This is a genomic window from Kitasatospora purpeofusca, from assembly GCF_000718025.1.
GTDB classification, from domain to species: Bacteria; Actinomycetota; Actinomycetes; order Streptomycetales; family Streptomycetaceae; genus Kitasatospora; species Kitasatospora purpeofusca.
The window spans coordinates 228,483-255,431 of record NZ_JODS01000005.1; the positions used below are offsets into that span (position 1 = coordinate 228,483).

A 26,949-nucleotide genomic window follows, 5' to 3' on the forward strand; every position below is an offset into this window, starting at 1 on the left:
AGCCGCCGCCCGATGTGCGCCGAATGGAACACCCCATGACCGACCTCCAGGACCCCGCGGCCGGGCTGTCCGCGACCAAACGCGCCCTGCTCGCCCAGCGCCTGCGCGCGGCCGCCGGCACCGCCACGGCCGCGGACGCCACCGCGCCGGCACCCGGCGACGGCACTCCTGCCGGCGCGGCCCCCGCCGCGCCCGCCGCCACCGTCCCCGTCCGCCCCCCGGGCAGCGCCGTCCCGCTCTCCAGCGGGCAGGAACGCCTCTGGTTCATGGACCAGTTCGCGCCCGGCTCCACCGCCTGGGCGCTGGCCCCGGCCCGCCGGCTGCGCGGCCCGCTGGACCGCACCGCGCTCGACGCCGCCCTCACCGGGCTGCTCGCCCGGCACGAGGCGCTGCGGATGAGCTTCCCCGCCACTCCCGAGGGCACCGCCGAGGTCCGGATCGCCGAACCCGGTCCGCTCACCGCCGAGTTCGTCGACGCGAGCGGCGACCCGGACCCGGCCGGGCGGGCCGCCCGCGAGCTCGGCGAGCGGGTGGCGCGACCCTTCGACCTGGCCGAGGGCCCGCTGCTGCGCGCCCTGCTGGTGCGCACCGCGCCGGACGAGCACGTACTCGCCCTGGTCATGCACCACATCGTCAGCGACGGCTGGTCGCTCGACATCCTGCACCGCGAACTCGACTCGCTGTACGCCCGCCACGCCCACGGCACCCCGGACCGGCTGCCCGAACTGCCGGTGCAGTTCGGCGACTACGCGGGCTGGCAGCGGGAGCGGCTGGCCGGCGAGGCGCTGGCGGGCTCGCGGGCGTACTGGCGCGAGGAGCTGCGCGACGTCCCGGCCCTGGAGCTGCCGACCGACCGCCCCCGGCCGCCGGTGCTGACCTTCGAGGGGGCCGCCACCGAGTTCCACTGGAGCAGCGAACTCGGCCGGGGTGTGGCCGAGTTGGCCCGCTCCTCGGGCGCGTCGGGGTACATGGTGCTGATGGCGGCGCTGCAGACCCTGCTCGGCCGGCACGCCGGGCGGCGGGACTTCGCGATAGGTTCCGCGGTGGCCGGCCGACTGCACCGCGAACTCGAAGGCGTGGTCGGCCTGTTCGTCAACATGCTGCCGATCCGGGCCCGGCTGGAGGGCGATCCGACCTTCGCCGAACTGCTCGGACGGGTGCGCGGCACCACCCTCGACGCGTACACCCACCAGGAGGTGCCGTTCGAGCAGATGGTGGCGGATCTGGACATCGAGCGCGATGTCAGCCGCTCCGCGGTGTTCCAGGTCAGCTTCGCCTACCAGAACTACGGCGAGCGCGGTGCCGCCTCCGCTCCGGCGGGCTCCGGTTCCCCGGACTCCCCCGGCGCGCCGACCGCCGAGAGCTTCGGGCACGAGGCCGCCACCACCCGCACCGACCTCGCGTTCTACCTGCGGGAGAAGTCCGACGGCGGCCTCTACGGGCTGCTCACCTACCGCACCGACCTGTTCGACGCCGCGACCGTGCGCCGGCTGGTCGAGCGCTTCGAGCTCCTCCTCACGGCGGCGGTCGCCGACCCGGACCGGCCGCTCTCCCGGTTGCCCCTGGCCACCCCCGCCGAACGCCGGGACGTCCTGGAGCGCTGGGCCGCCGGGCCCGCGCTGCCCGACCCGGACGGCGCCCCGGCCACCCTGACCGCGCTGCTCGCCGCCACCGCCCGCGCCCACCCCGACCGGCCGGCCCTGGAGGCCGAGGGCCGCACCGTCACCTACCGCGAGCTGGACGAGCGCGCCACCGGTCTCGCCCGCCGGCTGCGCGCGCTCGGCGTCGCCCCGGACGACCGGGTCGCGGTCTGCCTGGAGCAGTCGCCCGAGCTGGCGGTGGCCCTGCTCGGTGTGCTGAAGGCCGGCGGCGCCTATCTGCCGCTGGACCCGGAGCAGCCGCCCGCCCGGCTCGCCCACCTGGTCGCCGACTCCGGGGCCCGGGTGCTGCTCACCGAGTCGGCCCTGCGCGACCGCTTCCCGGACCGCGTCCCCGGCCACGACGTCGCCGTGCTGCTGCTGGACACCGAGCCACCGGTGCGGGACGCCGAGCCGCTGCCGGAGCTCTCGGGACCGGACCACCTGGCCTACGTCATCTACACCTCCGGCTCCACCGGCACCCCCAAGGGCGTCGCCGTCCAGCACCGGCAGATCCTCAACTACCTGGCCGGGGTGCGGGAACGGCTGCGGATCGAGCCCGGTGCGAGCTACGGGCTGCTGCAGTCGCTGGCCTTCGACTTCAGCATGACGATGCTCTACCTCGCACTGAGCACCGGCGGCCGGGTCCACCTGCTTCCACGCCGGATCGCCGGGGCCGAACTCACCGAGCGGATCGAGGCGTTGGAGCTCGACCACCTCAAGATGACCCCCTCGCACCTGGCCGCGCTGAGCGCCGACGCCCCGATGGAGCGGCTGCTGCCGCGCCGGTCGCTGGTGCTCGGCGGCGAGGCCTCGGCCTGGCCGTGGGCGGCCGGCCTGGCCGCCCTCGGCCGGTGCGCGGTGTTCAACCACTACGGCCCGACCGAGGCCACCGTCGGCGTGACCGTGCACGAGGTCACCGCCGACGCCGCCGGACCTGGCAGCACCCCGATCGGCACCCCGCTCGCCGGGGCCCGCTGCCACGTCCTCGACGAGGCCGGGCAGCCGGTGCCGCCGGGCGTCACCGGCGAGCTGTACCTCGGCGGCGACCGGCTGGCCCGCGGCTACCTGGGCCGGCCGGAGCTGACCGCCGAGCGCTTCGTCGACGACCCCTTCGGCGCCCCCGGCGACCGGCTCTACCGCACCGGCGACCTGGCCCGCTGGCGCACCGACGGCACGCTCGACTACCTGGGCCGGGCCGACGACCAGATCAAGGTCCGCGGCTACCGGGTGGAGCCCGGCGAGATCGAGGCGGCCCTCACCGCGCTGCCCGGGATCGGCCAGGCCGTCGTCCTGGCCCGGGGCGAGGGCCTGCGGCAGATGCTGGTCGCCTACCTGGAGCGGACCGGCGACGCTCCCGTGCCCGCTCCGGCCGAACTGCGCGACACCCTGGGCGAGTCGCTGCCCGACTACATGGTCCCGGCCCGCTTCGTGGTACTCGACCGGCTGCCCCTGCTCGCCCACGGCAAGGTCGACCGGCGGAACCTGCCCGAACCCGAGGAGCCCGCCGCGAGCGGCGAGTTCGTCCAACCCGACGGCGAGGCCGAGGAGTTCCTCGCCGCGCTCTGGGCCGAACTGCTGGGCGTGCCCCGGGTCGGCGCCCTGGACGACTTCTTCGAGCTCGGCGGGCACTCGCTGCTGGCCACCCAGGTGGTCGCCAAGCTGCGCCGCGCCTTCCCCGAACTCCCCACCCCGGTCGGGGTGATGGACCTCTTCAAGTACCCGACCGTGCGCCGGCTGGCCGCCCTGGTCAGCGACCCGCACGCCGACCGGGGCCCGCGCAGCCTGCTGCACCTGCTCACCCCGGCCGGCCGCCGGACCACCGCCAGCCTGGTCTGCACCCCGTACGGCGGCGGCAGCGCGCTCATCTACAAGCCGCTCGCCGACGCCCTGCCCGCCGACTGGGCCCTGCACTCGCTCGCCGTCCCCGGGCACGAACTGGGCGAGGAGGCCATGGACATCGACGAGGTCGCGGCCGGCTGCGCCCAGGAGATCCTGGACACCGTCGAGGGCCGGATCGTGCTGTACGGCCACTGCGGCGTCGGCGTCCGGCTGGCCGTGGAGATCGCCCGGCGGGTGGAGACGGCCGGCCGCGAGGTCGAGGCCGTCCACCTCGGCGGCATCTTCCCGTTCGCCCGGCCGCGCGGGCGCGGCGCCGCCGTCGGCGAGTGGTGGGCCCGCACCGCCGACCGGCTGCGCAGCGACCAGGGCATGATCAACGCCCTGGCGGCGGCCGGACTGGACACCGACGAGGTCGGCACCGAGCAGCTGCGGCTGATGGTCGCCAACCGACGGACCGGGACCAAGGAGGCCGAGCAGTACTTCACCCGGCTGTTCGAGAGCGAGGACGGCCGGATCGCCGCCCCGGTGTACGCGGTCTGCGGCGACCGCGACCCGGCCACCGAGTTCTACGAGGAGCGGTACCGGGAGTGGCACCGGCTCAGCGACACCACCGGCGTCGTGGTGCTCGACGAGGCGGGCCACTTCTACCTCAAGTACCGGGCCGCCGAGCTCGCCGAGATCCTCACCACCGTGCACCGCTCGGTGGCCGACGGCGAGGAGCAGCGGCACCGGCGCACCGAGGGCGCCACCTGGTGGCTGGCCGGGCTCTCCCGGGACGCCGCCGAGCCGGCGCCGACGGCCGCGGCCGCCGCGGTGCGGCCCACCATGCGCCGCTTCCTCGGTGTCGCCGCCGGCCAGCAGATCTCGATGATCGGCTCGGCGCTCACCGAGTTCGCCCTGCCGGTCTGGATCTACCTGACCACCGGCTCGCTCGCGCAGTTCGGCCTGCTGGCCGCCTGCGGGCTCGTCCCCGGCATCCTCACCGCTCCGCTGGCCGGGGCGCTGGTGGACCGCGGCGACCGGCGCCGGATCATGCTGTACGGCGATGTCGCGGCGGGCCTCACCCAGGCGGTGATGCTGCTGCTGTACCTGACCGACTCGCTGGCGGTGTGGCACGCGTACGTGCTGATCGCGGTGCTGTCGACGGCGCTGACCTTCCAACGGCTGGCCTGGAACTCGGCCGTGCCGCAGCTCGTCCCGAAGCGCTTCCTCGGCCGCGCCAACGGCGTCGTCCAGATGGCCTTCGGCCTCGCCCAGTTCCTGGTGCCGCTGTTCGCGGTCGGCCTGCTGTCGGCGCTCGGGCTCGGCGGCATCCTGGCGATGGACGTCGCCAGCTACGTGGTCGCCACCGGCGTGACGCTGGCCGTGCGCTTCCCCGACGTGATGGCCGCCCGGCGCCGGGAGAGCGTCGGCGCCGAGATCCGGGCCGGCTTCCGGCGGGCGCTCGGCAGCCGCAACTTCCGCGCCATGCTGCTGTTCTTCGCCGTGCTCAACATCTTCCTGTCGCCGCTGTTCCTGCTCACCACCCCGCTGGTGCTGTCCTTCGCCCCGCTGGCGGCCGCCGGCTGGGTCTCGGTCGCGGCCGGGCTGGGCGCCGTCCTCGGCGGTCTGACCCTGCTGGTGTGGGGCGGGCCGCGCCGGCTGCGGCTGCGGGGCGTCCTGCTCGCCACCCTCGGCCTGGCGGCCGCCTGCCTGGTGACCGGCCTGCGCCCGAGCATCCTGCCGGTCGCGCTCGGCGCCTTCGGCATGGCGTACGGGCTGGCCCTGGTCAACGGCGTCTACGCGACGATCGTGCAGACCAAGGTGCCGCTGCGCTTCCACGGCCGGGTGATCGCCGTCAACACCATGGTCGCCTGGTCCACCCTGCCGGTCGGTTTCGCCCTGGTCGCACCGCTCGGACCGCGCCTGGTCCAGCCCTGGGTGGACGCGGACGGCCCGCTGGCGGACAGCGTCGGCCGGCTGATCGGCACCGGCGACGGCCGCGGCATCGGCCTGCTGTACCTGCTGTTCGGGCTCGCCATGGCCCTGCTGGTACTGGTCTGCCTCGCCGTCCCCGCCCTGCGGCACTTCGACCGCGACGTCCCCGACGCCGAGCCCGACGACCTGGTCGGCCTGGCCACCCTCGCGGCCCGCGCCGGGACCGCGCCCTCCCTTTCAACCGAACTCCCCTCCGCACCCGCACCCTCCCTTTCAACCGAACTCCCCTCCGCACCCGCACCCCGCACCGGAACCGAGGCCGCCGCCCGATGACCACCACCGACCGGACCGCCGGCCCCGCCCGCCCCGTCGAGGCCGTCCACCCGCTCACCGAGGAGCAGCGCCGGCTCTGGTTCCTCCAGCAGCTCCACCCCGCCGACGCCGGCTTCAACATGTACCTGTGCCGGCGGTGGAGCGGCCCGCTCGACGTGACCGCGCTGCGCACCGCGCTCGACCGGCTGACCGCCCGGCACGAGCCGCTGCGCACCCGCTTCGCCCTGGACGGCGAGGCACCCGTGCAACTGGTCGAGCCCGCGGCGCCCGTCCCGCTCGACCTCGTCGCGCTGGCCCCGGGCGCCGGCGAGGCCGACTTCACCGAGGCCTGCCGCCCCACCGTCAACGCGCCGTTCGACCTCGGCGGGCGCCCGCCGCTGCGCGCCGTCCTGGTCTCGGCCGGGCCGGACGAGCACGCGCTCGCGCTGGTCGTCCACCACATCGTCTCGGACGGCTGGTCGTTCCGGATCCTCTGGCGCGAACTGCTCGCGCTCTACCGGGAGGCCCTCGGCGAGGCGCCGGCCGGGCTGGCGCCGCTCGCCCTGCGCTACGGCGACGTCGCCCGCGCCGAGCAGCAGCGCGCCAAGGACGGCGGCACCGAGGCCGCGTTCCGCTACTGGGCGGAGAAGCTGGCCGGCACCGGCCGGCTGCGGCTGCCGCTGGACCGCCCGCGCCCGGCGGACCCCCGGCACCCGGCCGGCTTCGCCACCACCGCCCTCGGCCCGGAACTCACCGCGGCCCTGGACGCCCTCGCCCGCCGGGAGCGCTGCACGCCGTTCATGGTGCTGCTCGCCGCCTACCAGTGCGTGCTGGCCCGCTGGACCGGCAGCACCGACTTCGTGGTCGGCACCCCGCTCGCGGGCCGCACCGAGGCCGCCCAGGAGGAGCTGGTCGGCTACTTCGCCCGCACCGGCGTGCTCCGCGCCGACCTCACCGGCGAGCCCGACTTCCGCACCGTCCTGCACCGCGTCCGCACCGCCACCCTGGGCGCGCTGAGCCACCAGGACGTCCCGCTGGAGCGGCTGGCCACCCACCTGGGCCTGCCCGCCGAGGCCGGCGCGGCGCCGCTCTACCAGGCGGTGTTCGTGCACCAGAGCCAGTACGACCTGGCCGGCGAGGACGGCGGCACCCCGCTGCCCGCCGGGGTCCGCACCGCATCCATGGACTCCGGCTTCGAGCGTGCCAAGACCGATCTGCTGCTGGACAGTTGGCGCACGCCGGACGGCGGGCTGACGCTCTCCTTCTGCTTCGACCGGGAGGTGCTCCAGACCGAGACGGTGGCCGCGCTCGGCACCCGCTGCCACGCGCTGCTCACCGCCGCCGTCGCGGACGTGACGGTGCCGCTGTACGGGGAGTGGCTGATCGGGCGGGACGAGCGGGCCGAACTGCTCGCTCTCGGCACCGGCCCGATCCGCGGTTCCGCTCCCCGCACGGTGCTCGCCCGGTTCGCAGAGCGGGTCGCCGCCGCCCCGGACGCCCCCGCCCTGGAATGCGCGGGCCGCACCCTCTCCTACGCCGAACTCGACCGGCGCTCCGACGAGTTGGCGGCACGACTGGGCTCCGTGGCGGGGCAGCTCGTCGCCGTCCGGCTGGCCCCGTCCTTCGAGCTGGTGACGGCCCTGCTGGCGATCTGGAAGGCCGGCGCGGGCTATCTGCCGCTCGACCCGGCCCACCCGGAGGAGCGGCGGCGGCTGATGCAACGCGAGTCGGGGGCCGTCGCGCTGCTCACCGACGAGGGCGGCTCCGAGGGCCTGCGGATCGTCGAGACCGCCCCGGCGGGCACGGACGACGACCGCTCCGGCCTCGCCTACGTCCTGTTCACCTCCGGCTCCACCGGCACCCCCAAGGCCGTGGCCGTCGACCACACCGCCCTCGCCGCCCGGGTCGACTGGATGGCCGGGCCCGAGGGCTACCGGCTCGCCCCCGGGGACCGGATCGTCCAGTTCGCCTCGATCGGCTTCGACACCCACGCCGAGGAGCTGTGGCCCGCGCTCGCCTCCGGCGCCTGCGTGGTGCTGCTCCCCGGCGGCGGCCGCACCCTGCCCGAACTGCTGCGCGGCCCGCACGGCCCGTCCGTCACCGTCCTCGACCTGCCCACCGCCTACTGGGAGGAGCTGGTCTCGCACGACGACCGCACCCCGTGGCCGGCCGCCCTGCGGCTGGTGGTGCTCGGCGGCTCCGAGGTCCGCGCCGAGGCCGTCGCCCGCTGGCGGGAGCGGCACGGCGACACCGTCCGGCTGGTCAACACCTACGGCCCGACCGAGGCCACCGTGATCGTCACCGCCACCGACCTCGGCGCCCCGGACGCCGCCCGCCGCCCGTCCCTGGGCCGCCCGCTGCCCGGCGTGCGGCTGTACGTGCTGGACGAGCGCGGCGCGCTGCTGCCGCGCGGCTCCGAGGGCGAGCTGCACATCGGCGGCACCGGCCTCGCCCGCGGCTACCTGGGCCGACCCGACCTGACGGCCTCGGCCTTCCTCGACGATCCGTTCGCCGGTGATGCCGACGCCGCCGGCCGGATGTACCGCACCGGCGACCGCGCGCGCTGGCGCAGCGACGGGACGCTCGACTACCTCGGCCGCGGCGACGAGCAGGTCAAGCTGCGCGGCTACCGGATCGAACCGGCCGAGATCGAGGCCGCCCTGACCTCGCTCCCGGAGGTGGCCCGGGCCGCCGCCGTGGTGCGCGGCGGCCGCCGCCTGGTCGCGTACGCCGTCCCGGCCCCGGGCGCGGCGCCCGACGCCGCCGATCTGCGCGAGCACCTGCTCCGGCGGCTGCCCGCCTACCTGGTCCCCGACACCGTCGTCCTCCTCGACACCCTGCCCCTGACCCTCAACGGCAAGCTCGACACCGCCGCCCTCCCGGAACCGGCAGCCGCCGCCGCACGCCCGTACCTGGCGCCGCGGACCGATGCCGAGCAGTTGGTCGCCCAGCTGTGGCAGGAGGTGCTCGGGGTGCCGCAGGTGGGAGCGCTGGACGACTTCTTCGAACTCGGCGGCGACTCCCTGCTGGTCACCCGGGTCGTGGCCCGGATCCGGGCGGGCGTCGGCCTGGACGTTCCGATCCGCGACGCCTTCGAGCTCTCGACCGTGGCCGCGCTGGCGGCCCGGGTCGAGGAGCTGCTCGTCGCCGAGATCGAGGCGCTGAGCGAGGACGAGGCGGCCGACCGCCTGGACGGCTGAGCCGCCCCGGGAGGGCGCGGGCCGATTCCCGCGCCCTCCCGTTTCACCGCGCCCGGGCCTCGGCGGCCGCCTTGAGGTCGGTCAGCCACGCCTCCAGCCCCGTCCGCAGGATCGCGGTCGCCAGCGGCACATTCGCATCGACCTGCGGCCCGGTGTGGGTCTCCTCGGTGCTCACCCGCACCCCGCCCCGCACCTTGGTGAAGTTCCAGACGTGCACCCCGTCGATGTGCAGCCCCTCCCCGTCCGCCGGGCCGGTCCAGCGGAGGCAGGAGCGGTCCGCGACCTGGCGCACGGTCGAGGTGATGTCCAGAGCGGTGGCCGGGATCCCGACCTCGGGCGGGATCGGCGTCGTCCAGTGGAACGCCGACCCGGCGCGGAACCGCCCGTGGTCGAGGCGCTCGGCGCTGCTGACCGCCTGCTGCCAGGACGGCCAGCGGTCGACGTCCGTCTGCAGCTTCCAGATCACGTCCAGCGGTGCGTTGATCACGGCCTCGGTCCGGTACCGGATCTGCGCGGCCGGGTCGACCCCGGCTCCCCGGCAGGTGAGGCCCTTGGCAGGCTTCGCGGAGTGCGCCCCGGCCGGGGCCGCGGCGCCGCTCAACAGCCCGACAACCAGCGGAACCGTGATCACGGCGGCCCGGATTCCGGCCTTACGCATACCGAACATGGCATTTCCTTCCCTAGCCCTCGTTCTTCTTGTGAGAAGTTCTAACTCCTTCGCATCCCAAGAGTCAATAGCTTCCGTGATACCCTCTAACCAACGCATCCGAGAGGCGACCCCCACCATGGCGAAGAGCGACCCCACCACCCCCCGCGAGCGCTACCGCACCCAGGTCCGCGCCGAGGTCATGGAACGCGCCTGGGAACAGATCGCCACCGCCGGCGCCTCCGCGCTCTCGCTCAACGCGATCGCCAAGCACATGGGCATGAGCGGCCCCGCGCTCTACCGCTACTTCGCCAACCGGGACGAGCTGATCACCGAACTCGTCCGCGAGGCCTACCGCGACCTCGCCGACACCCTCCGCGCGGCCGCCGCCACCGGCGCCGACCTGGCCGGCCTCGCCCGCACACTGCGCACCTGGGCCCTCGCCGACCCGCAGCGCTACCTGCTGCTCTACGGCACCCCGGTGCCCGGCTACGAGGCGCCCGAGGACACGAGGGCGATCTCCCAGGAGATCGCGGTGACGCTCATCGACGCCTGCGCCGCCACCCTCCCCCAGGGCGCCCCGGCGTCCCCGCTCGCCACCCACGTCGCCGACCACCGCACCTGGGCCGCCGGCCACCCCGCCCCGCCCGAGGCGCTCGCCCTGTTCCTCAGCCTCTGGACCCGCCTCCACGGCGTCCTGTCCCTCGAACTGGCCGGTCACTTCGGCGGCATGGGCTTCGACGCCGAAGTCCTCTTCGAGTCCGAACTCGCCACCCTGCTCAGCTGATTCAGCCCCTCCGCACACCCGCCATCGGCCGCGCCCGCTCCAGCAGCCCCCGCACCCGCGCATCGCGGCGGTGCGGGCGCACCGCCGCGACCATCGCCCGGAACCGGTCGTCCGCCCGACCGGACTGCACCTGCGGATAGTCGTCCAAGGCCAAGTGCCAGTTCTGCACAGCTTCTTCGACCCGCCCGGCCTCGACCTGCCACTCGGCCAGCATCGCCCGATGACGCACCCGGGCACGCCGGTACACGGCGGGCCTGACCTTCTCGGAGCGTTGCAGCGCCCTGATCGCCCCTTCCCGGTAGCCGAGTTCATGGTTCACCTGGGCCACGTGATAGGCGAGCGACGCGGGATCGTACGAGCCGTGCGCCTTGGCCTTGGACTCGGCCTGCTCCATGGCGACTTCCGCCGCCCGCAGCATCGCCAGCGCCCCCGCGCGATCGCCGGTCCGCGCGAGGGAATGCGCCTGCTGCCCGGCCAGGAAGGCCCGCATCCTCGGCCCGGCCTGCGGCGAGGCACTCGACGCCGCATCCGCAAGCCGTACCGCCTCCGCCCCGTGACCGAGTTCGACGGCCTGCACGCTCATGCCACGCAACGTGGTGCAGTACGTGAGATGGTCACCGGCCGCGAGCGCGAGCTCCAGCGCCTTGGTGTAGTAGCTCTGCCCCAGCGTGTCCAGACGTTCGTCGACGGCCATGTACCCCGTCAGATAGAGGTGGTCGGCCGCAGCGGAGAGCATCGCCCTGCGCACCTCGTCCGAGGCCGTGGCGCGAAGGTACGGGACGATGTTGTTGACCATGAACGCCGCCGCCATGGGCCGCGCGGTGCGCCCTCCGAACTGGTCGTCGATCTCACTGATCCGCTCCGTCATGGCAATGACGGACTCGACCTCACCCATCCCGATCCTGGCATGCGGATCGGACCCGAGCCTCTCGAACCTCCCCACCACGTCCGGCCACCCGGGAATGGTCAGCGCTACCGAGTAGAGGCCAGCCCCGAGCACGCCTCTGCGCGATGGATCCATGTCGGCACTCCCGAGGTCGACCAGTCCTTCCACCATATCCACGGACGGTTCCTGCTCATCGGGCTGATCCACGAATCCTGCCTCGAATGCCGTGACAACCCGCTCAAGACGCCGGCTCAGAACCTCCAGCACCACTTGCCGGTACTTGGCCATGGGACGCGTACCGGAGAGCCAGTGCGACACCGCCGACTCGTCGTACTTGAGCCTGAAGCCACCCTCTGTACCGGCCCGGTTGATCGCACGCGCGAACTCGCCATTGCTTCTCCACCGGCACTCTGTGCCCTACGAGAAGGCCGGGTTCCGGACGGTCGGGGCCCTGCGGGAGGCGGGGTACTGGCTCGGGCGGGTCTGCGACGAGGTAGTGATGGATGCCCTGGCCGCGGAGTTCGCCGGGCCTTCGGTGGTCGCGCCCCTGGTAGCCGGGTAGCTCGCCCTCAGCGGCGATGGGCGTCCTGGCGCGAGGTCTGCCGATCGGGTGATCATGGTGTGACGCGATGTCATGTCCGATGGTCGAGAGGGTGTTCAAGATGCTGGTCGACTGGCCTGCCGAGACGTTCGTGTTACGCCTGCACCGGATTCCCGGGCTGGTGGCGGGTGTTGCTCCGGGGAGTCCGGAGGGGACAGCTGTGGTGCTGGGGCCCGAGGTCGGCGGGGAGGGGGAGCAGTGGGTGGCGGAGCGGTTCCGGGTGATCAACCACCGGATCCGGCATGTCGCCACCGGGCTGTACCTGACCGCCGAGACGTCGAGCCGGGGCGCGGCGGTCACGCTGCGGCCCAAGTTCTCCGACACCGGCAGTGATACCTCGTACTGGCGGCAGGCGTGGCGGGCCTTCGTGCAGCGCGACACCGGTCGGCTGATGGCTCTCCACGACTCCTCCAACTGCCTGCTCGGACTGGCCGATCCGGCGGCCCAGCGGCCGGGTGGGCCGCTGATCCTGGAGAAGGGTGCCGGGGCCGAGGACCGGGCCTGCACCGCGTGGGCGCCCGCGCCGGTTCCGCCGCCGAAGCCCGCACCCGCCCCGGCACCGAAGGCCACCGATCTGCCGGTGGGGACGGGACGGGTCCGGGTGCCGGCCCGGCGCTTCGAGAGGGACAGCCGGACCGTCGAGGGGATTTTCGAGGAGACGGTCTTCCGGGAGGTCTCCGGTGAACTCCTCACCCCGGGCACCAGCATCAACACCTTCGACTTCGACCACTACTCCCGGGGCGACTGGTACAGGGAGGGCCGGCAGGGCGGCCTGGTGGCCTTCACGGACAGCTACGAGACCAACGGCGCCGTACGCAAGGCTTTCCACCGGCTGCCCGGGGAGCCCGCCCGCTACGTGGACGGTGACGAGGTCACCGTCCACTATGTGCCGCCGAAGCTGATCGCCCGCACCAACTTCCCCGCCGCGCTCTTCGCCGACGTCGACGGCGCCCTCGTCCGGACGCCGTGGAAGCTGGCCAGCGGGCACGGCTTCTACAACCGGCCGGAGCGCCGCGAGGGCCTCTACTACCCCCGGCAGGACGGCGCCGGCACCGTCGTGCAGTGGAACAGGAGCTGGATCGCGGACAACGACACCTCGTCCAAGGTCTTCCTCCGCTTCGACGGCCGCTACTTCATCGACGAGGTCAACATCACCTGGGCCGAGGGCGAGAAGCCCTGACCCGACCCGACCCGCCCGGCCGACTCCCGACCATGACCCTTGACGGGAGTCGGCCGGGTCCACCATGGTGTGGTCCACTCCCTCGCACCGCTGCCCCCATCGGTACTCCCCCACCTGGAGACGGCATGCGTGCAACCGTTCTGTCCCGACCCGGCCGCAGGCGCGGCAGACTCTCCGTCGGGCTCGCTGTGAGCGCCCTCGCGGCGGCCGCCTCGACCGTCGGGCTGGCGTCCAGCGCCGGGTTCGCCGCCGGTGCGGCGGATCCGCAGCCGCACGCCGATCTGATCCTCAACGGGGGCTTCGACTCCTACCCGTGGATCTGGAAGTGCGACGGTAGCGTCGGGTCCAGCAGCATCCCGCACGACCACTACGTGACGGGGTATCCGACCGCCGACAACAATGCCCGGTGCACGCAGCGGGTGCGGGTGCTGCCGAACTCCCACTACCTGCTGTCCGCCACGGTGCGCGGCTCGTTCGCCTTCGTCGGCGTCACGGGAGCAGGAGGCGAGAACGCCTCGACCTGGTCGAGCCGGAGCGATTGGAACAACCTGTCGGTTCAGGTCGACACCGGGCCGGACACCACCGAGCTGACCGTGTACTTCCACGGCTGGTACGAGCAGCCGGCGTACGACGTGCGACGGGTGTCCTTCAGCGGCCCCGGGTACCCGCCGCCGCCCTGCGGGGAGCCCGAGAGCCCGTCGCCGACGGGCACCGACGGCCCCGGATCGCCTTCGCCCACGCCCACCTGCCAGCGCACGTACATCCCCTGACGGTCGGCCCTCCCCCACACCCGGAGACACCCATGCGTCCGTCACGCCCCCGCCGTGCCCCTGGCGGCAACCCCCTCGGCGCCGTCCTCGGCGCCCTCGTCCTGGCCGGTGCGGCCGCCGTGGCCGCGAACGGTTCCGCCGCAGCCCAGCCGGCGCCGGTGGAATGGATCAAGAACGGCGAGTTCCGCGACCCGCTGGCCCGCGGCTGGACCTGCGAAGGCGAGTTCACGCAGACCGACCGGGGCGTCGAGGGACGCCCCGGTGGACAGAGTTACGCCGGCTGCACGCAGCGGGTGCCGGTAGTGGCCGGTACGCGGTACAGCTTCGCGGCCTCCATGGCCGGCGCCTACACCTTCGTCACCGTCTCCGGCACCGGGACGGGCAGCGGCGAGGTGACCCTCTGGGCCGACGGGCCGAACTGGCGGTCCCTCGCCACGACCCTCGCGATCGGCAACAGCCACGAGGTGACCGTCACGTTCCACGGCTGGTACGGGCAGGGCCCCTACCAGGTGAACCGGGTCTCGATGATCGGGCCGATGTACCCCGACGAGTGCGCCACCCCGTCCCCCGCTCCGAGCGTCCCCGGACCGAGCGCGCCCGCACCGGCCTCGACCCCGCCGTGTCTGCCCCGGCCTGCCGAGCCTCCCACCGGGTCCGTCTGACGACGTCGACCGGGGTGATGGCCCGGTTCAGGGGGAGGGGCGGCTGCGGTGGGCGCGCTGGCGGCAGGCAGCGCCGCAGTAGCGGGCCGGGCGGCCGGTGGGGCGGAGGGTGAGCACGGTGCCGCACTGCTCGCAGGCCGGGGCGGGGTGCGGACCCCGGTTGTCACGAAAGGAGCGTCCTTCCGTGACAACCGGGGCGGACGGTCGCAGGCCGTCCACGGTCAGCCGGACGAGCCGGAGCCCGGCCGCGCGGTCGTGACGGACCCTCAGCATCGCGGCACACCCCACGGTGAGGGCCACCACGTCGTCGGGGCCGATCTCCGGCCGGACGCCGCCGTCCCGCTGCGCGGCCCGCAGCAGCGTCTCCAGGAGCTGGTGCAGGCGCGCCACCGTCGCGGTCAGCACCGGACGCGGCCAGCTCGCGTCGGCGTCCAGCGCGTCGCAGACGGTCGCGCGGCTGCGGGTGGTGCCGACCACCTCCAGGAGGAACCCGAAGAAGGCCTCGGTGGGCGCGGAGCGGGCCGTCCGTCTCTCGCCGGAGGCGACCAGTTCGCCCAACTGCTGGGCGAACACCGCCTCGACGAGCGCGTGCTTGGTCGGGAAGTGCCGGTACACCGTGCCGGCGCCGACGCCCGCCCGGCGGGCGATGTCCCCGAGCGGGACGTCGAGCCCCCGCTCCGCGAACGCCTCGCCCGCCGCCGACAGCACCTTGGCCCGGTTGCGGCGGGCGTCGCTCCGGTCGCCCGCGCCGGTCACCGTCGTCATGTCACGAAACCCCTTGTCCCCCGGAGCCAAACGGGTTGGAGTATCCCAGATCCCCGGCGCTGAAGCACCGACCGGGGCCAAGGAGGACGAGATGACCATCGAACGCACTGGACGCAAGGACACGGCCTGGGGCCTCGTCGCCGTGACCGGCGCCACCGGGAATCAGGGCGGGGCGACGGCCCGGCGGCTGCTGGCCGCCGGGCGCCCCGTCCGCGCCCTGGTCCGGGACCGGGCGGCGCCCGGCGCCGTGGCACTCGCGGAGGCCGGGGCCGAGCTGGCCGTCGCGGACCTGGACGACCCGGCGAGCCTGGGCCCGGCCCTGGCCGGCGCCGGCGCGCTGTTCGCCGTGCCGCCGGTGGCCTACGGGCCGACGGGCATCGACGAGGAGCTGGAGTTCGGTCGCGGCCGGGCCCTGGCCGATGCGGCCGCCGCCGCCGGGGTCCGCCAGGTGGTGTTCACCGGTGTCGCCCCGACCACCGGGGCCGCGTTCGCGGCCCCCGGAAAGCGACGCATCGAGCAGTACCTGCGCGAGCGGATCGGGCAGGTGACGGTCTTGCAGCCGGTGCGGTTCATGACCAACTACCTGGGGCTGGCCGGAATCGGCTTCGACGGCTTCAGGGACGGGGTCAACCGCCACCTCTTCCTCCCGGACGAACCGCTCCAGATGATCGCCCTGGAGGACATCGCCGAGTTCGCCGCGCTGGCCTTCGAGCACCCTGAGCGCTTCGCCGGCCGGACGCTGGAGCTGGCCGGTGACGCCCCGACCCCGGTCGAGGCCGTCGCCGCGATCGCCGCCGCGACCGGGCGGGCGCTGCGCTACGAGCAGATCGGCCACGAGGAGGCCGCCGCACTGCACCCCGGGCTGGCCGAAATCCGCCGGCAGTGGGGCGAGGGCCACCGCTGGCGGGTCGACATCGAGGCGCTGCGGGTCGTCCACCCCGGGCTGCGCAGCCTCGGCGACTGGCTCGCCGAGGGCGGCGCCGCCGCGCTGCGCGCCCGGTTCGACGCCACCGGCGACAGCGCCGCTCCGGGACCGACGTCCTGACCGGCCGTCAAGCGAGCTCGAACAGCGCCTCCGGAGCCGGTCCGGGTGTCGGTGCGAGAACCTCGCGGAGCTCCTGGACGGCGCGGCGCCAGGCGGGGCCGTCCTCGCTCTCGTCCCAGAGCTCGGCGAGCTCGGACTCGTCGGCGAGCACCCGGTCCAGGGCCGAAGCGGCTATCGGCCTCAGGTCGACGGCGAACTCCGGAAGGGGCTCGTCGGGCCCGTAGGCGCTGGTGACCGGCTCCCCACCGGGGCACTGGGAGGCCACGAGGGCGGCGGCGGCCACCGCCTCCACCGCCTCGTCGAAGTCGAGGTACTCCTCGGCCCCGGTGTCGGCGGCCAGCGTCAGCACTCGGCGGAGCACGCCCTCCCGGTCCCCCGCGGCCGCCTCGTCGAGGCCGGCGCAGAAGTCCGCCGCGGTGTCGTTGTCGAAGTGGCCGATGTCCCAGGTACCCACGGTGCTCTCCTCAGTTCGCTCGTGGAGATCATGGCACCGACCACCGACAATCACGCGGGCTCAGCCGCCGGCGGCCTCCGCGATGCGGGCCTCCAGGGCGGTGGCGAGGGAGTCGACGGCGGCCGGGGTGAAGGCGTGCTCGTTGTAGCGGAGCCAGCAGACCAGGGAGCCGTCGGGCTGTTCGGTGGCGGCGAGTTCGGGGACGTGGCGGTCGCCGCCGGGCATCGGGTAGGGGACGGTGGCGCCGCGCGGGACCTCCCAGGCGGTGCAGGCGAGGCCGGGGAGCTGGGCGGGGGCGTTCCAGCTCTCGTAGCGGAGCCAGGCGGCGAACGGGACCAGCGGGCTGAACTCCGCGAAGGGGTAGAGCTGGTGGTCCAGGGCCGCGGTGGCGGTGTCGCGGACCCGGGCGAGGAGTTCGGCGAAGCCGGGTGCGCCGGAGGCGTCGACCCGCAGCAGGAGGGACTGGACGAAGCAGCCGACGGCCTGTTCGGCCTCGGGCGTGGTGCGGCCGGGGACGGGGGTCATCAGGACCAGGTCGTCCTGGCCGCTGTGCTCCGCGAGCAGGCCGAGCCAGACGGTGGCGAGGGCCTGGAAGGGGGTCGCCCCGGCCTCGGCGGCCCGGTCGCGGAGGGCGGCGGCCCGATCGGCGGGGACGGTGAGGCGGTGGGCGGCGCTGAGCACCGTCTCGGTGTCGGTGCGGCCCGGGAAGGGGTGCACCGCCTCCGGGGCGCCGGCCAGGGTGCGGGCGAAGTGGGCCCGGGCGAGCGGCCAGTTGGCGTTGGAGCGGGAGACCAGCTCGCCGAGGGTCGGCATCGGCCGGGACGGCGGCGCCGGGCGGCCGCGGCGCAGGGCCGAGTAGATGACGCCCAGGTCGCGCAGCAGTACGCCGACCGACCAGCCGTCGCCGACGATGTGGTGGACGGCGAGCAGCACCGCGTGGTCGTCGGCGCCCCGGCTGACCACGGCGAGGCCGGTCATCGGGCCCTCGCCGACGTCGGTGAGCCGGTCCCGGGCGGCGATCAGCCGGTCCGACACCTCGTCGTCGCTCTCCCCCGGGGCGTCGACCAGGACGGCGTCCACCTGCGGCTCGGGGTCGACGACGGCGCGCCGGACGCCCGGCAGGGCGCCGGGCACGGGCACGAAGCGGGTGCGCAGCGCGGGGTGGCGGCGCACCGCCTCGTACAGGGCCTCGGTCAGCAGGCCCGGGTCCAGTGCTTCGGTGACGCGGAACATCACGGCGACGGCGCCGACGTTGCGGCCCTCGGCCTCGGCCATCCAGCGCAGGAAGTTCTCCTGCTGGGAGGTGAGCGGGATGTCGTGGGGCTGGGCGCGCAGTTCGCGCAGGAACGGGGAGAGCGCGGCTTCGTCGACCGGGGGCGCGGCCTCGGCGGTCCTGGGCGCGGTGGCGAGCCAGGCGGCCTGGGCGCGCAGCGAGGGCCGTTCGAAGACCAGGGCGGTGCTCGCGGCGACGCCGAACGCGGCGGAGACGGCGGCGGCGAGCTGGACGGCGCGGAAGGAGTCGCCGCCGAGCGCGAAGAACTCGTCCTCGACGGCCGCGACCGGCCGGCCGAGCACCTTGCGCCAGACGGCGGCGAGGGCGAGTTCGGTGCCGGTGGTGGGCGGGGTGCCGGCCGGGGCCTCGGCGGGGGTGTCGAATCGTGCCCGCAGTTCGTGCTTGACGACCTTTCCGCTGGGGTTGCGGGGCAGCCGGTCGGTGAGCAGGATCCGGACCGGCAGTTCGGCCCGGCCGAGGCGGGCGGCGAGGAAGAGGCGCAGTTCGTCGAGGTCCAGGCCGTCGGCGGCGGGCACGACGGCGGCCACCGGCACCGCGCCCATGACGGGGTGCGGGAGGCCGAGCGCGGCCGCGTCGGCGACCTGGGGGTGGGCGTGCAGGACGTCCTCGATGCGCAGCGTGGAGACCTTGAGGGCACCGGACTTGATGATGTCGCTCTCCCGGTCGACCAGGTGGAGGTAGCCGTCGGCGTCGAGCCGGCCGAGGTCTCCCATCCGCACCCAGCCGTCGCGGAAGACGGCGGCCGTGGCCTGCGCGCCGGCCGTGTAGCCGCGCGGGGGCCCCGGCTGGCGCAGCCAGACCTCGCCGACGGTGCCGGTCGCGACCGGCTGCCCGTCCTCGTCGAGCAGCCGCAGGTCGGCCGGGTTGGTGGGGCGGCCGACCGAGCCGGGCCGGCGGGCGTCGACGACGGCGGATATCTGGGCGGGCGAGGCCTCGGCGGAGGTGTAGGTGTTGACCAGGGTGGCGGTCGGCAGGGCTTCGCGCAGGGCGGCGGCGACGGGGGCGGGCAGGGCGGCGGCGGAGGAGCTGATCAGTAGGACGCTGCTCAGGTCGTGCCGCCCGGCCGTACCGGAGTTGAGCAGTTCGACGGCCATCGAGGGCACCAGGAAGACGGTGCCGACGCGGTACTCGGCGACGGTCCGGCCGAACTCCTCGGCGTCGAAGCGCGGCAGGCAGATCGTGGCGGGCGCGGCGACCAGCGCGTTGACCAGCACCACCTGGGCCGCGTTGGTGCCGATCGGGAAGGCGTGCACGGCGTGCGCGGAGTGGGCGTAGGGGCGCGGGCGCGGGTCGAGCCGCTGGCCGGCCGTCAGGCTGGCGTGGGCGGCGTGCACGCCCTTGGGCGCGCCGGTGGTGCCGGAGGTGCCGATGACCTGGGCGAGGTCGCCGGGGGCGGGGCGGTGCGGCGGTTCCTGCGCGCCGTCGCCGGCACCGCGGCCGTCGGCCTCCAGTCCGGCCAGCGGCAGGCAGCGGACGCCGGCCGCGGCGGCCCGCTCCTCCGAGGCGGATCCGGCGACCGCGAGGACCACCGCGCTGTCGCCCGCCAGCCGCGCGGTGTCCTCGGCGCTCAGGTCCTCGCGGACGACGACGGCCGCCGCGCCCGCGTAGTGCGCGGCCAGGAAGGCCACCGCGTAGGCGTCCCAGGAGCGGTTGGGGAAGAGCAGCAGCACCCGCTCGCCCGGCCGGAGGCCCGCCCGGGCGAGCCCGTGGGCGGCGCGCACCGCCCGCTCCCGCCACGTCCGGTAGTCGAGTGCCGGTCGGCCGGGGGCGATCAGCGCGGGCCGGTCGGGGTGCCGGGCGGCCCGGTCGTCGAGCAGGTCGGTCAGGGTGAGCGCGTCGGGCGTCCCGGGTGCCGAAGCGGCGGCGGTGGGAACGGCACTGACGGTGGATCGGGTGCTGATGACGACTCCCGGAAGTGGCCAGGACGGGGCGCGGCCGATCGGCCGGACGGGTGGCTGGTCCAGACCGTAGCGGCTCGGCGCCGTCCCCCGCCAGAGTCGTCCGCCTGCGGACCGCGGGGACGGTACGGGAGGCGGCGGTCGGCGGCGCGGGCTTCCCGGTGACGGTCTGCGACCGCGGGCGCGGTCGCGGAGCGTAGCCTCCGGGCGGGCGCCGGTGGGAGGGATCCGGAGGATGGGGTCCGGGAGAGCCCCTGGGAGTAGAGCGGCGCGGTCGGGGCAGGCGGGGGCCCGGACGGCCCGCACCGCGGCGGTCGCGTCTGGACGTGCCGTGCCGCGCGGTTCGGGCGATCATGAGGGAACGTGCCTCGAAAGGTGGAATGCGATGTTCCAGCTCCTGTGGATTCTGCTCATCGGCTTCGTGCTCGGTGTGATCGCCAAGCTGATCCTGCGCGGCCCGCAGGCCATCCCGTGGTGGCTGACCATGCTGCTCGGTGCGGCCGGGGCCTGGCTGGGCAACGCGGTCGCCGGGTGGATCGGTGTCCGGCACACCTCCGGCATCGACTGGATCCGCCATCTGCTCCAGCTCGCCTTCGCGGTCGGCCTGATCGGCATCGTCGCCCCCGCCTGGAGCTCCCGCCGGTCCAGGTGACGGCCGGTCCAGGTGACCGGCGGTCCCGGCCGCGCCCCGGTCCGGGCCGGGCCCGCGCCCGGCCCCGGTCCGGAGGGTGGTCCGGCGCGATGCTGTTCGATGCGGCGCGGCTAGACTCGCACGGCCGTCGCAGCCCGACGGCCGTGCCGCCGAACTCGCGAGGGAACAGAACATGGTCGAGGCCGCCCCGAAGGTCGTTGTGGTCGTGCCCACCTACAACGAGCGGGAGAACCTTCCGGTCCTCGCCGGCCTGCTGGCCGGGCTCGACCTGCCGAACCTGCATCTGCTGGTCGTCGACGACAACTCCCCCGACGGCACCGGCGAGGTGGCCGACAAGCTGGCCGCCGAGTCCGAGGGCCGGGTCTCGGTGCTGCACCGCACCGAGAAGGACGGCCTGGGCCGCGCCTACGTGGCCGGCATGGCCCGGGCCCTGGAGGACGGCGCGGACGTGGTCGTCCAGATGGACGCGGACCTGTCCCACCCGGCCGCCGTGCTGCCGCTCATGGTGGAGACCCTGCTGGCCGACGACACGGCCGTGGTGCTCGGCTCCCGGTACGTGCCCGGCGGGTCGACCGCCGAGGAGTGGCCGTGGCACCGCAAGGCGCTCTCCGCCTGGGCCAACCTCTACGTGAACACCATCCTCGGCCTGGGCGTGCGCGACGCCACCGCCGGCTTCAAGGCCTGGAAGGCGCAGACCCTGCGGGCCATCGACCTGCCGTCGGTGAACAGCAACGGGTACTCGTTCCAGGTCGAACTGAACCACCGGGTGGTGCGCCAGGGGCTGACCATCAAGGAGGTGCCGATCCGCTTCGAGGAGCGGGTCGAGGGCGCGTCCAAGATGAGCCTCGGGGTGCAGGTGGAGTCGGCGCTCGCGCCGTGGAAGCTGCTGCGCGAGGGGCGCGGCAAGCAGTAGCCACCGGTTCCGCCCGACGCGGTCCGGACCGACGGGGAACGCGGGGCGGGAAAGACCGGTGGGAAACGGGGGACGGGGAAGGAGGTGCGCATGGCCCTGCTACCGGACTCCGTGGTCGGCCTGCTGCGCCGCGCCGCCCGTGAACCCTTCGCCGTCCAGACCGCCCGGGCGACCGTCGCCGCCACCCTCTCCTACGTGGTGGCGACCTGGCTCAGCAGCGAACCGGCCCCCCTGACGGCCCCGCTGACCGCGCTGCTGGTGGTCCAGGTCACCGTCTACTCGACGCTCACCACCAGCATCCGCCGGGTGAACTCGGTGGTCGTCGGCGTGCTGATCGCGATCGGCTTCAGCGCGGTGGTCGGGCTCTCCTGGTGGAGCCTCGGGCTGATCATCCTGGCCTCGCTGGTCATCGGCCGGTTCGTCCGGGTGGACGAGTTCGTCCAGGAGGTCGCGATCAGCGCGATGCTGATCCTGGGCGTCACCAAACTCGCCTCGCAGGCCTGGGACCGGGTGCTGGAGACACTGATCGGCGCGAGCGTCGGCCTGCTGTTCAACCTGGTGTTCGCCCCGCCGGTCTGGCTGGACACCGCGGGCGAGTCGATCGAGGACCTGGCCCGCCGGGCCCGGCACCTGCTGCTCGACCTCTCCGAGCAGCTGGGCCGGCCCACCGCCGTCGCGGACGCCGCCGAGCGCCTGCACGAGGCCCGCCGGCTCGACCAGGCGATCGCCGACGTCGATGCCGCGCTGCGCCAGGCCGAGGACAGCCTCCGGTTCAACCCGCGGATCAGCGAGGGGCTGCTCTCCCGGCTGGTGCTGCGCACCGGCCTGGACACGCTGGAGATCTGCGTGGTGGTGATCCGGGTCATCTCGCGCTCGCTCACCGACCTCGCCAAACGGCGCGGGCCCGGCGAGCCGTTGGTGGCGCCGGGCCTCGCGGTGGCGATGGAGGAGCTGCTCGCCCATGTCGGCGGTGCGCTGGTGAGCTTCGCCGTGCTGGTCACCACCCAGGTCAGCCGGAACGCCGAGGAGGCCGAGGAGCGGCTCGCCGCCGAGCTGACGGCCGCCTGGGCGAGCCGGGAGAACGTCGCCCGGCTGCTGCTGGAGCAGGTCCGCGCGGACCCGGACTCCTGGCACCTGCTCGGGTCGCTGCTGACCGAGGTCGACCGGATCCTCGACGAACTGGACCTGGAGCACCGCTCCCGGCGGCTGATGGAGGAGCTGGACCGGGCCTCGGTGGCGGGCAGGGAGCGGTTCTCCCGGCTCGGTCGGCTGCGCCGCTGGCTGCGCGGCGACCCGGTCCTCGCCCGGGTCCGCCGCCGCCGCGGGAAGGCGTCGGCGGGCGCCCGGAGCTGAGCCCTGGGTCGGGTCCGGGCGCTCAGCCCGCTGCGGCGTCGAGCAGCCGCTGGATGTCGATCTTGCGCATCTCCAGCATCGCCGCGGTGACCCGCCCGGCCTTGGCCCGGTCCGGGTCGGCGACCAGGTCGATCAGCACCTGCGGGGTGACCTGCCAGGACAGGCCCCAGCGGTCCTTGAGCCAGCCGCACGGCCCCTCCTGGCCGCCGCCCTCCAGCAGGGCCGCCCAGAGCCGGTCCACCTCCGCCTGGTCGTCGCAGTGCACCTGGAGCGAGACGGCCTCGGTGAACGGGAAGATCGGGCCGCCGTTGAGGGCCACGTAGGGTCGGCCGCCGAGTTCGAAGGCGACCGTCAGCACGGTGCCGGCCGTGCCCGGGCCGGCCTCGGTGTAGTGGGTGACGCCGGTGATCCGGGAGTCGGGGATGACCGAGGTGTAGTACCGGACGGCTTCCTCGGCCTGGTCGTCGAACCAGAGACAGGGTGTGATCTGCTGCATGGGGCCGACGGTAGCGGCGGGCCCCGACGGGGCGACCGCGCCACGCCACGGCCGGGGGGCACCGGTTCGGTGCTCCGCCGGCCGCGGCGCCCGGGGATCCGGACTCAGTGCACCCAGCCCGCGTACCGGCGGGTGAAGCGCTGGCCGGTGGCGGCGGTGACCACCACGTCGTAGCGGCCCTGCTTGTCCAGCGGCCAGACCAGGTTGCTCTGCTTGCCCGGCCGGACCCAGACGGTCTGCGCGGTGCCGGCGAAGTCGTTCGGCACGGCGGTGAAGCAGACGTCGGTCATGCCGTCGTTGACGAGCTGGAGGGTGAGGCGCTTGGAGCCGGACAGGTCGGCGGTGACGATCGGCACCGCGATGTCGTTCTGGCCGGACGGCTGCTCGGCGTCGCCCTGGCCGTCGCGGACCACGGTGCCGGCGAAGCGGCGGACGAAGCCGTCCGGGCCGTGCACGGTGAAGTCGTAGCGGCCGTTGGTCTTCGCGGCCTCCCAGACGTACGTGGCCGAGGCGCCGGGGGCCACGGTGAACGGCGTCCCGGCGAAGGGCTGGACGATGTTCGGGTAGACCGTGTACGGGAAGGCCACGGCGCCGTCGTTGCTCATCGTGCAGGTGACCCGGCCGGTGAGGCGGTCCACCTCCGCCTCGGCCCAGGGCTGGTAGGGCAGGTGGCGGTGCGGGCGGTCGCCCCGCTCCGGCACCGGCATGGACTGGGCGCCGACGGCCGGCAGCTGCACACCGGGGAGCTTGGTGCCCGCGTCGGCCTTGGCCATCAGGGCGTTGGTGTCCGGCAGTTGCGGGATCGAGTGGTCCGGGGCGGCGAAGTCGAAGCAGCTGGTGAGGTCGCCGCAGACGGCGCGGCGCCAGGCGGAGATGTTGGGCTCGGCCACACCGGTGACCTGCTCCATGAAGCGCAGCACCGAAGTGTGGTCGAAGACCTGGGAGTTGACCCAGCCGCCGCGCGACCAGGGCGAGGCGACCCAGAGCGGGACGCGGTTGCCGAGGCCGATGGCGCGGCCCTGGGTGAACTCCTCCGGGGTGCCCGGCTCGGGGGTGGGCGGCACCATGTGGTCGAAGTAGCCGTCGTTCTCGTCGTACATGACCAGGAAGACGGTGTGCCGCCACACGTCCGGGTTGGACATCAGCGACTGCAGGGCCTGGTTCACCCAGTGCGCGCCGTACGCCGGTCCGGCCTCCGGGTGCTCGGAGAACAGGTACGGCGCGACCAGCCAGGAGACGGTCGGCAGGGTGCCGTCCTTGCAGTGCGCGTCGAAGGCCGCCGGGTCGAACTTGGTCATCGCGTTGATGTAACGCGGGTCGTCCTTCGGGAAGTTGTGGAACTGCTTGAAGTACGAGAGCGCGTTGTCGTCGTAGTCGCCGGTGCGGTCGTCCTTGCTGGGGTTGTGGTAGACCCGCCAGGTGACGCCCGCCGACTGCAGGCGCTCGGCGTAGGTGGTCCAGTCGGCCACCGGGTTGTCGGTGACCGGGGTGTTGTCGATCCACGGGCCGGTGGTGCCGTCCCGGCCGGGGCCGGCGGTGCCGGTCCACAGGTAGAGCCGGTTGGGGTCGGTCGGCCCGGCCAGCGAGGTGAAGTAGGCGTCGCACAGGGTGAACGCGTCGGCGAGCGCGTACTGGTAGGGGATGTCCTCGCGGGTGAAGTAGCCCATGGTGCGCTCGCCCTTGGCGGCGATCCACTTGTTCATCGCGCCGTTGTTGATGGCCTGGTGGCCGGTGGCCCAGTCGTGCGGCAGGCCGCCGGCGTTCTGCGCGTTGTACTTCGAGGTGTCCATCCGGTACGGCAGCATCGCGTTGCCGTCGCTGCGGCGCGGGTCGGGCTGGCGGAACACGTCGGTGCCGTCGGGGAACTGGAGCCCCTGCTTGTCGCCGAAGCCGCGCACGCCGTTGAGGGCGCCGAAGTAGTGGTCGAAGCTGCGGTTCTCCTGCATCAGCACCACGACGTGCTTGACGTCCTTGATGGTGCCGGTGAGGCGGTCCGGAGCGGCGGCGGGCTGGGTGGGCGCGGCCTGGGCCGGGGTGCCCTGGAGGCCGGTCAGGGCGACGGCGCCGGCGGCGGTGGCGCCGACGAAGGTGCGGCGGGAGAGCTCGGACATCGCGAACTGGCCTTTCAGAGCTGGAAGGTGGCAACCGCGGCGGCGGTGTCGGACGGCCACTGGTTGGCGGCGAGGGCGGCCGGGTCGGCGGCGGTGGCCGGCCAGTCGGCGACCAGGGTGTGCGCCTCGACGAGCCGCAGCTTCCCCCGGTACAGCACGTAGTCGATCCGGTCCTGCGGCTCGGCCCTGCCGGCGGCGCGCTGCTTGCGGACCGGCGACCAGGTGGTGCCGGGCGCCTTCACCGGGTCCCGGTTCTCCTCACGGAAGGTGTCGGTGAGTCCGGCCTCCTGGAGGGCGGTGGTGACCGGCCAGGCGAGCGCGCCGGCGCCGCCGTGCGCGGCGGCGGTGGCGGCCGTCCAGTCCAGGTGGGAGGGCGAGGACAGTCCGCCGGCGAGCACCACCGGGGCGCCCGCGGCGGCGTCGGCGGTGACGGCGGCGGCCAGCGCCCGGGCCTGCCGGAGCCGGACCGAGGCGTTCTCGGCCGCGAGGACCTGCGCGGCGGTGCGGCCGTCCTGGAGGGCGTACGGGCCGTAGTCGGACTCGTCGAGGTGCGCGGTCCAGACCCGGACGGCGCGGCCGCCGGGCAGCTGCACGGTCGCCGCGGCGGCGGGCAGGTCGGCGGTGGCCGGGGTGACGGCGGTCAGCGGGTAGCGGCTGAGCAGGCCGACGCTGCCGGCGCTCTGGTGGGCGTACCAGCCGAGGGCGTCGGCCAGCGTCTGGGCGGCCTTGCCCCCGGTCTCCTGGAGTGCGAGCACGTCCAGGCCCTGGGCGAGCACGACCCGCAGCTGCTTCTCGGTGGCGTCGGTGAAGGCGGCACCGGCGTTGGCCAGGTTCCAGCCGGCGACCTTGAGCCGGGGCGCGGTGGCCGGGTCCACGACCGGGAGCAGCACGGTCACGGTGTCGGTGGCTCCGGCGCTGTCCTTGACGCCGACGACCAGGACCTCGGGGGTGCGCGGCGCGGCGCCGCCCGGCGCGGTGCCGGTGACGGTGCCGTCGGCGGCGACCGCGAGCCAGGCCGGTCCGGAGACCTTCCGGAAGGTCGCGCTGCCGGCCGGGTTCCCGGCGGGGCGGGCCCAGAGGCCGCCGAGCTTGACGGTGACGGCCGCGCCGGGGGCGACGGGGGTGGCGGTGAAGGAGTCCACCACGGCGTGCGGGCGGACCACGGCCGGCTTGGGCCGGAACGTGAACGGCTGGGTCCTGGCGAGGATGCCGTAGCCGTCCTTGGCGAGCAGGTAGGCCGTGTACGGGCCGCCGGTGAGGGCGGAGGTGTCGAGCTGGACGTCGCCGTCGGCGGCCGGGGTGTACTTCCAGAGCAGGGAGCTGCCGGTGCCGGGCAGGCGGTCCCCGTCGTAGATGCCGACCCAGTTCTTGGGGTCGGGGGCGTCGGTGGTCCAGTGGAAGGTGAGGCGGTCGCCCTCGACGGGGCTGCTCGACGACGTGCTGGTCAGGGTGCTGCCGGTGGCCACGGATGTCCTGTCCGCCGCTCGGGCACCGGGCCGTCGGGGGGTACCGGGCCGGGGCCGTCCGC

Annotated in this window: 17 protein-coding genes and 2 pseudogenes; 11 read left to right on the forward strand and 8 right to left on the reverse strand. The window is 74.5% G+C overall.

Annotated features, from left to right (window positions below; all coding sequences use genetic code 11):
- Positions 1 to 35: 35 nt before the first annotated feature.
- Positions 36 to 5,729: a non-ribosomal peptide synthetase/MFS transporter gene (locus tag IF01_RS0110955; protein ID WP_063764187.1), complete on the forward strand. Its 5,694-nt coding sequence runs from the start codon at positions 36 to 38 to the stop codon at positions 5,727 to 5,729.
- A complete protein-coding gene (locus IF01_RS0110960; RefSeq protein ID WP_030393138.1) occupies positions 5,726 to 8,908 on the forward strand; it encodes a non-ribosomal peptide synthetase in 3,183 nt (1,060 codons plus the stop codon). The genes IF01_RS0110955 and IF01_RS0110960 overlap by 4 nt, the downstream gene beginning before the upstream one ends.
- A gap of 43 nt (positions 8,909 to 8,951) precedes the next feature.
- Here the strand turns inward: IF01_RS0110960 and IF01_RS0110965 are convergent, their stop codons facing one another.
- Positions 8,952 to 9,575 carry an SRPBCC family protein gene (locus IF01_RS0110965; RefSeq protein WP_199523419.1) on the reverse strand — a complete coding sequence of 208 codons (624 nt, stop codon included), beginning with the start codon at positions 9,573 to 9,575 and terminating at the stop codon, positions 8,952 to 8,954.
- A gap of 118 nt (positions 9,576 to 9,693) precedes the next feature.
- On the opposite strand from IF01_RS0110965, the gene IF01_RS0110970 reads away from it, so the two are divergent.
- Positions 9,694 to 10,341 carry a TetR/AcrR family transcriptional regulator gene (locus IF01_RS0110970; protein WP_030393140.1) on the forward strand — a complete coding sequence of 216 codons (648 nt, stop codon included), beginning with the start codon at positions 9,694 to 9,696 and terminating at the stop codon, positions 10,339 to 10,341.
- Position 10,342: 1 nt separating this feature from the next.
- Here the strand turns inward: IF01_RS0110970 and IF01_RS0110975 are convergent.
- Positions 10,343 to 11,626, reverse strand: a pseudogene (locus IF01_RS0110975) (NsdA family TPR-like regulatory protein); the annotation flags it as partial.
- A 19-nt stretch (positions 11,627 to 11,645) separates the two neighbouring features.
- Between IF01_RS0110975 and IF01_RS51785 the strand changes: the two are divergent.
- The 4 genes and pseudogenes from IF01_RS51785 to IF01_RS0110995 all read left to right on the forward strand — a co-directional run.
- A pseudogene (locus IF01_RS51785) lies at positions 11,646 to 11,789 on the forward strand (GNAT family N-acetyltransferase); the annotation flags it as partial.
- Between the two features lie 199 nt (positions 11,790 to 11,988).
- Positions 11,989 to 13,008: an RICIN domain-containing protein gene (locus IF01_RS46765; protein ID WP_030393143.1), complete on the forward strand. Its 1,020-nt coding sequence runs from the start codon at positions 11,989 to 11,991 to the stop codon at positions 13,006 to 13,008.
- 125 nt (positions 13,009 to 13,133) lie between these two features.
- On the forward strand, positions 13,134 to 13,778 hold the full coding sequence (locus tag IF01_RS0110990) for a carbohydrate binding domain-containing protein (protein WP_157855197.1): 645 nt from the start codon (positions 13,134 to 13,136) through the stop codon (positions 13,776 to 13,778).
- A gap of 32 nt (positions 13,779 to 13,810) precedes the next feature.
- Positions 13,811 to 14,440, forward strand: coding sequence for a hypothetical protein (locus IF01_RS0110995; protein ID WP_030393145.1), 630 nt, complete (start codon positions 13,811 to 13,813; stop codon positions 14,438 to 14,440).
- A gap of 27 nt (positions 14,441 to 14,467) precedes the next feature.
- Here IF01_RS0110995 and IF01_RS0111000 read toward each other — a convergent pair whose 3' ends face one another.
- Positions 14,468 to 15,205: a TetR/AcrR family transcriptional regulator gene (locus IF01_RS0111000; RefSeq protein ID WP_030393146.1), complete on the reverse strand. Its 738-nt coding sequence runs from the start codon at positions 15,203 to 15,205 to the stop codon at positions 14,468 to 14,470.
- 91 nt (positions 15,206 to 15,296) lie between these two features.
- On the opposite strand from IF01_RS0111000, the gene IF01_RS41580 reads away from it, so the two are divergent.
- Positions 15,297 to 16,250 (forward strand): NmrA family NAD(P)-binding protein, encoded by a 954-nt coding sequence (locus IF01_RS41580; protein ID WP_078879870.1) that lies wholly within the window; start codon positions 15,297 to 15,299, stop codon positions 16,248 to 16,250.
- A 7-nt stretch (positions 16,251 to 16,257) separates the two neighbouring features.
- Here IF01_RS41580 and IF01_RS0111010 read toward each other — a convergent pair whose 3' ends face one another.
- Positions 16,258 to 16,704 (reverse strand): DUF4259 domain-containing protein, encoded by a 447-nt coding sequence (locus IF01_RS0111010; protein WP_030393148.1) that lies wholly within the window; start codon positions 16,702 to 16,704, stop codon positions 16,258 to 16,260.
- Positions 16,705 to 16,764: 60 nt separating this feature from the next.
- Positions 16,765 to 19,899: an AMP-binding protein gene (locus IF01_RS43790; RefSeq protein ID WP_063764192.1), complete on the reverse strand. Its 3,135-nt coding sequence runs from the start codon at positions 19,897 to 19,899 to the stop codon at positions 16,765 to 16,767.
- 382 nt (positions 19,900 to 20,281) lie between these two features.
- On the opposite strand from IF01_RS43790, the gene IF01_RS0111020 reads away from it, so the two are divergent.
- The 3 genes from IF01_RS0111020 (at position 20,282) to IF01_RS0111030 (ending at position 22,814) form a co-directional block, all read left to right on the forward strand.
- Complete coding sequence (locus IF01_RS0111020; protein WP_030393150.1) at positions 20,282 to 20,548, forward strand: GlsB/YeaQ/YmgE family stress response membrane protein; 267 nt, start codon at positions 20,282 to 20,284, stop codon at positions 20,546 to 20,548.
- Positions 20,549 to 20,720: 172 nt separating this feature from the next.
- The gene (locus tag IF01_RS0111025) at positions 20,721 to 21,461 is read left to right on the forward strand and encodes a polyprenol monophosphomannose synthase (RefSeq protein WP_030393151.1); all 741 of its coding nucleotides are present in this window, start codon (positions 20,721 to 20,723) and stop codon (positions 21,459 to 21,461) included.
- Between the two features lie 90 nt (positions 21,462 to 21,551).
- Positions 21,552 to 22,814 (forward strand): FUSC family protein, encoded by a 1,263-nt coding sequence (locus IF01_RS0111030; RefSeq protein WP_030393152.1) that lies wholly within the window; start codon positions 21,552 to 21,554, stop codon positions 22,812 to 22,814.
- A 22-nt stretch (positions 22,815 to 22,836) separates the two neighbouring features.
- On the opposite strand, the gene IF01_RS0111035 is transcribed toward IF01_RS0111030, so the two are convergent.
- From IF01_RS0111035 to IF01_RS0111045, 3 genes are all read right to left on the reverse strand, one after another.
- On the reverse strand, positions 22,837 to 23,310 hold the full coding sequence (locus tag IF01_RS0111035; RefSeq protein ID WP_030393153.1) for a VOC family protein: 474 nt from the start codon (positions 23,308 to 23,310) through the stop codon (positions 22,837 to 22,839).
- Between the two features lie 104 nt (positions 23,311 to 23,414).
- Entirely contained in the window at positions 23,415 to 25,421 is a 2,007-nt protein-coding gene (locus tag IF01_RS0111040; protein WP_030393154.1) for a phosphocholine-specific phospholipase C, read from the reverse strand.
- 14 nt (positions 25,422 to 25,435) lie between these two features.
- Positions 25,436 to 26,887 carry an endonuclease/exonuclease/phosphatase family protein gene (locus IF01_RS0111045; protein WP_037779545.1) on the reverse strand — a complete coding sequence of 484 codons (1,452 nt, stop codon included), beginning with the start codon at positions 26,885 to 26,887 and terminating at the stop codon, positions 25,436 to 25,438.
- Between the last annotated feature and the right edge of the window lie 62 nt (positions 26,888 to 26,949).

Coding starts and splice junctions, on each gene's coding strand:
- IF01_RS0110955 (WP_063764187.1), top strand. CDS start 36: ATGACCGACCTCCAGGACCCCGCGGCCGGGCTGTCCGCGACCAAACGC.
- IF01_RS0110960 (WP_030393138.1), top strand. CDS start 5,726: ATGACCACCACCGACCGGACCGCCGGCCCCGCCCGCCCCGTCGAGGCC.
- IF01_RS0110965 (WP_199523419.1), bottom strand. CDS start 9,575: ATGTTCGGTATGCGTAAGGCCGGAATCCGGGCCGCCGTGATCACGGTT.
- IF01_RS0110970 (WP_030393140.1), top strand. CDS start 9,694: ATGGCGAAGAGCGACCCCACCACCCCCCGCGAGCGCTACCGCACCCAG.
- IF01_RS0110990 (WP_157855197.1), top strand. CDS start 13,134: ATGCGTGCAACCGTTCTGTCCCGACCCGGCCGCAGGCGCGGCAGACTC.
- IF01_RS0110995 (WP_030393145.1), top strand. CDS start 13,811: ATGCGTCCGTCACGCCCCCGCCGTGCCCCTGGCGGCAACCCCCTCGGC.
- IF01_RS0111000 (WP_030393146.1), bottom strand. CDS start 15,205: ATGACGACGGTGACCGGCGCGGGCGACCGGAGCGACGCCCGCCGCAAC.
- IF01_RS41580 (WP_078879870.1), top strand. CDS start 15,297: ATGACCATCGAACGCACTGGACGCAAGGACACGGCCTGGGGCCTCGTC.
- IF01_RS0111020 (WP_030393150.1), top strand. CDS start 20,282: ATGTTCCAGCTCCTGTGGATTCTGCTCATCGGCTTCGTGCTCGGTGTG.
- IF01_RS0111025 (WP_030393151.1), top strand. CDS start 20,721: ATGGTCGAGGCCGCCCCGAAGGTCGTTGTGGTCGTGCCCACCTACAAC.
- IF01_RS0111030 (WP_030393152.1), top strand. CDS start 21,552: ATGGCCCTGCTACCGGACTCCGTGGTCGGCCTGCTGCGCCGCGCCGCC.
- IF01_RS0111035 (WP_030393153.1), bottom strand. CDS start 23,310: ATGCAGCAGATCACACCCTGTCTCTGGTTCGACGACCAGGCCGAGGAA.
- IF01_RS0111040 (WP_030393154.1), bottom strand. CDS start 25,421: ATGTCCGAGCTCTCCCGCCGCACCTTCGTCGGCGCCACCGCCGCCGGC.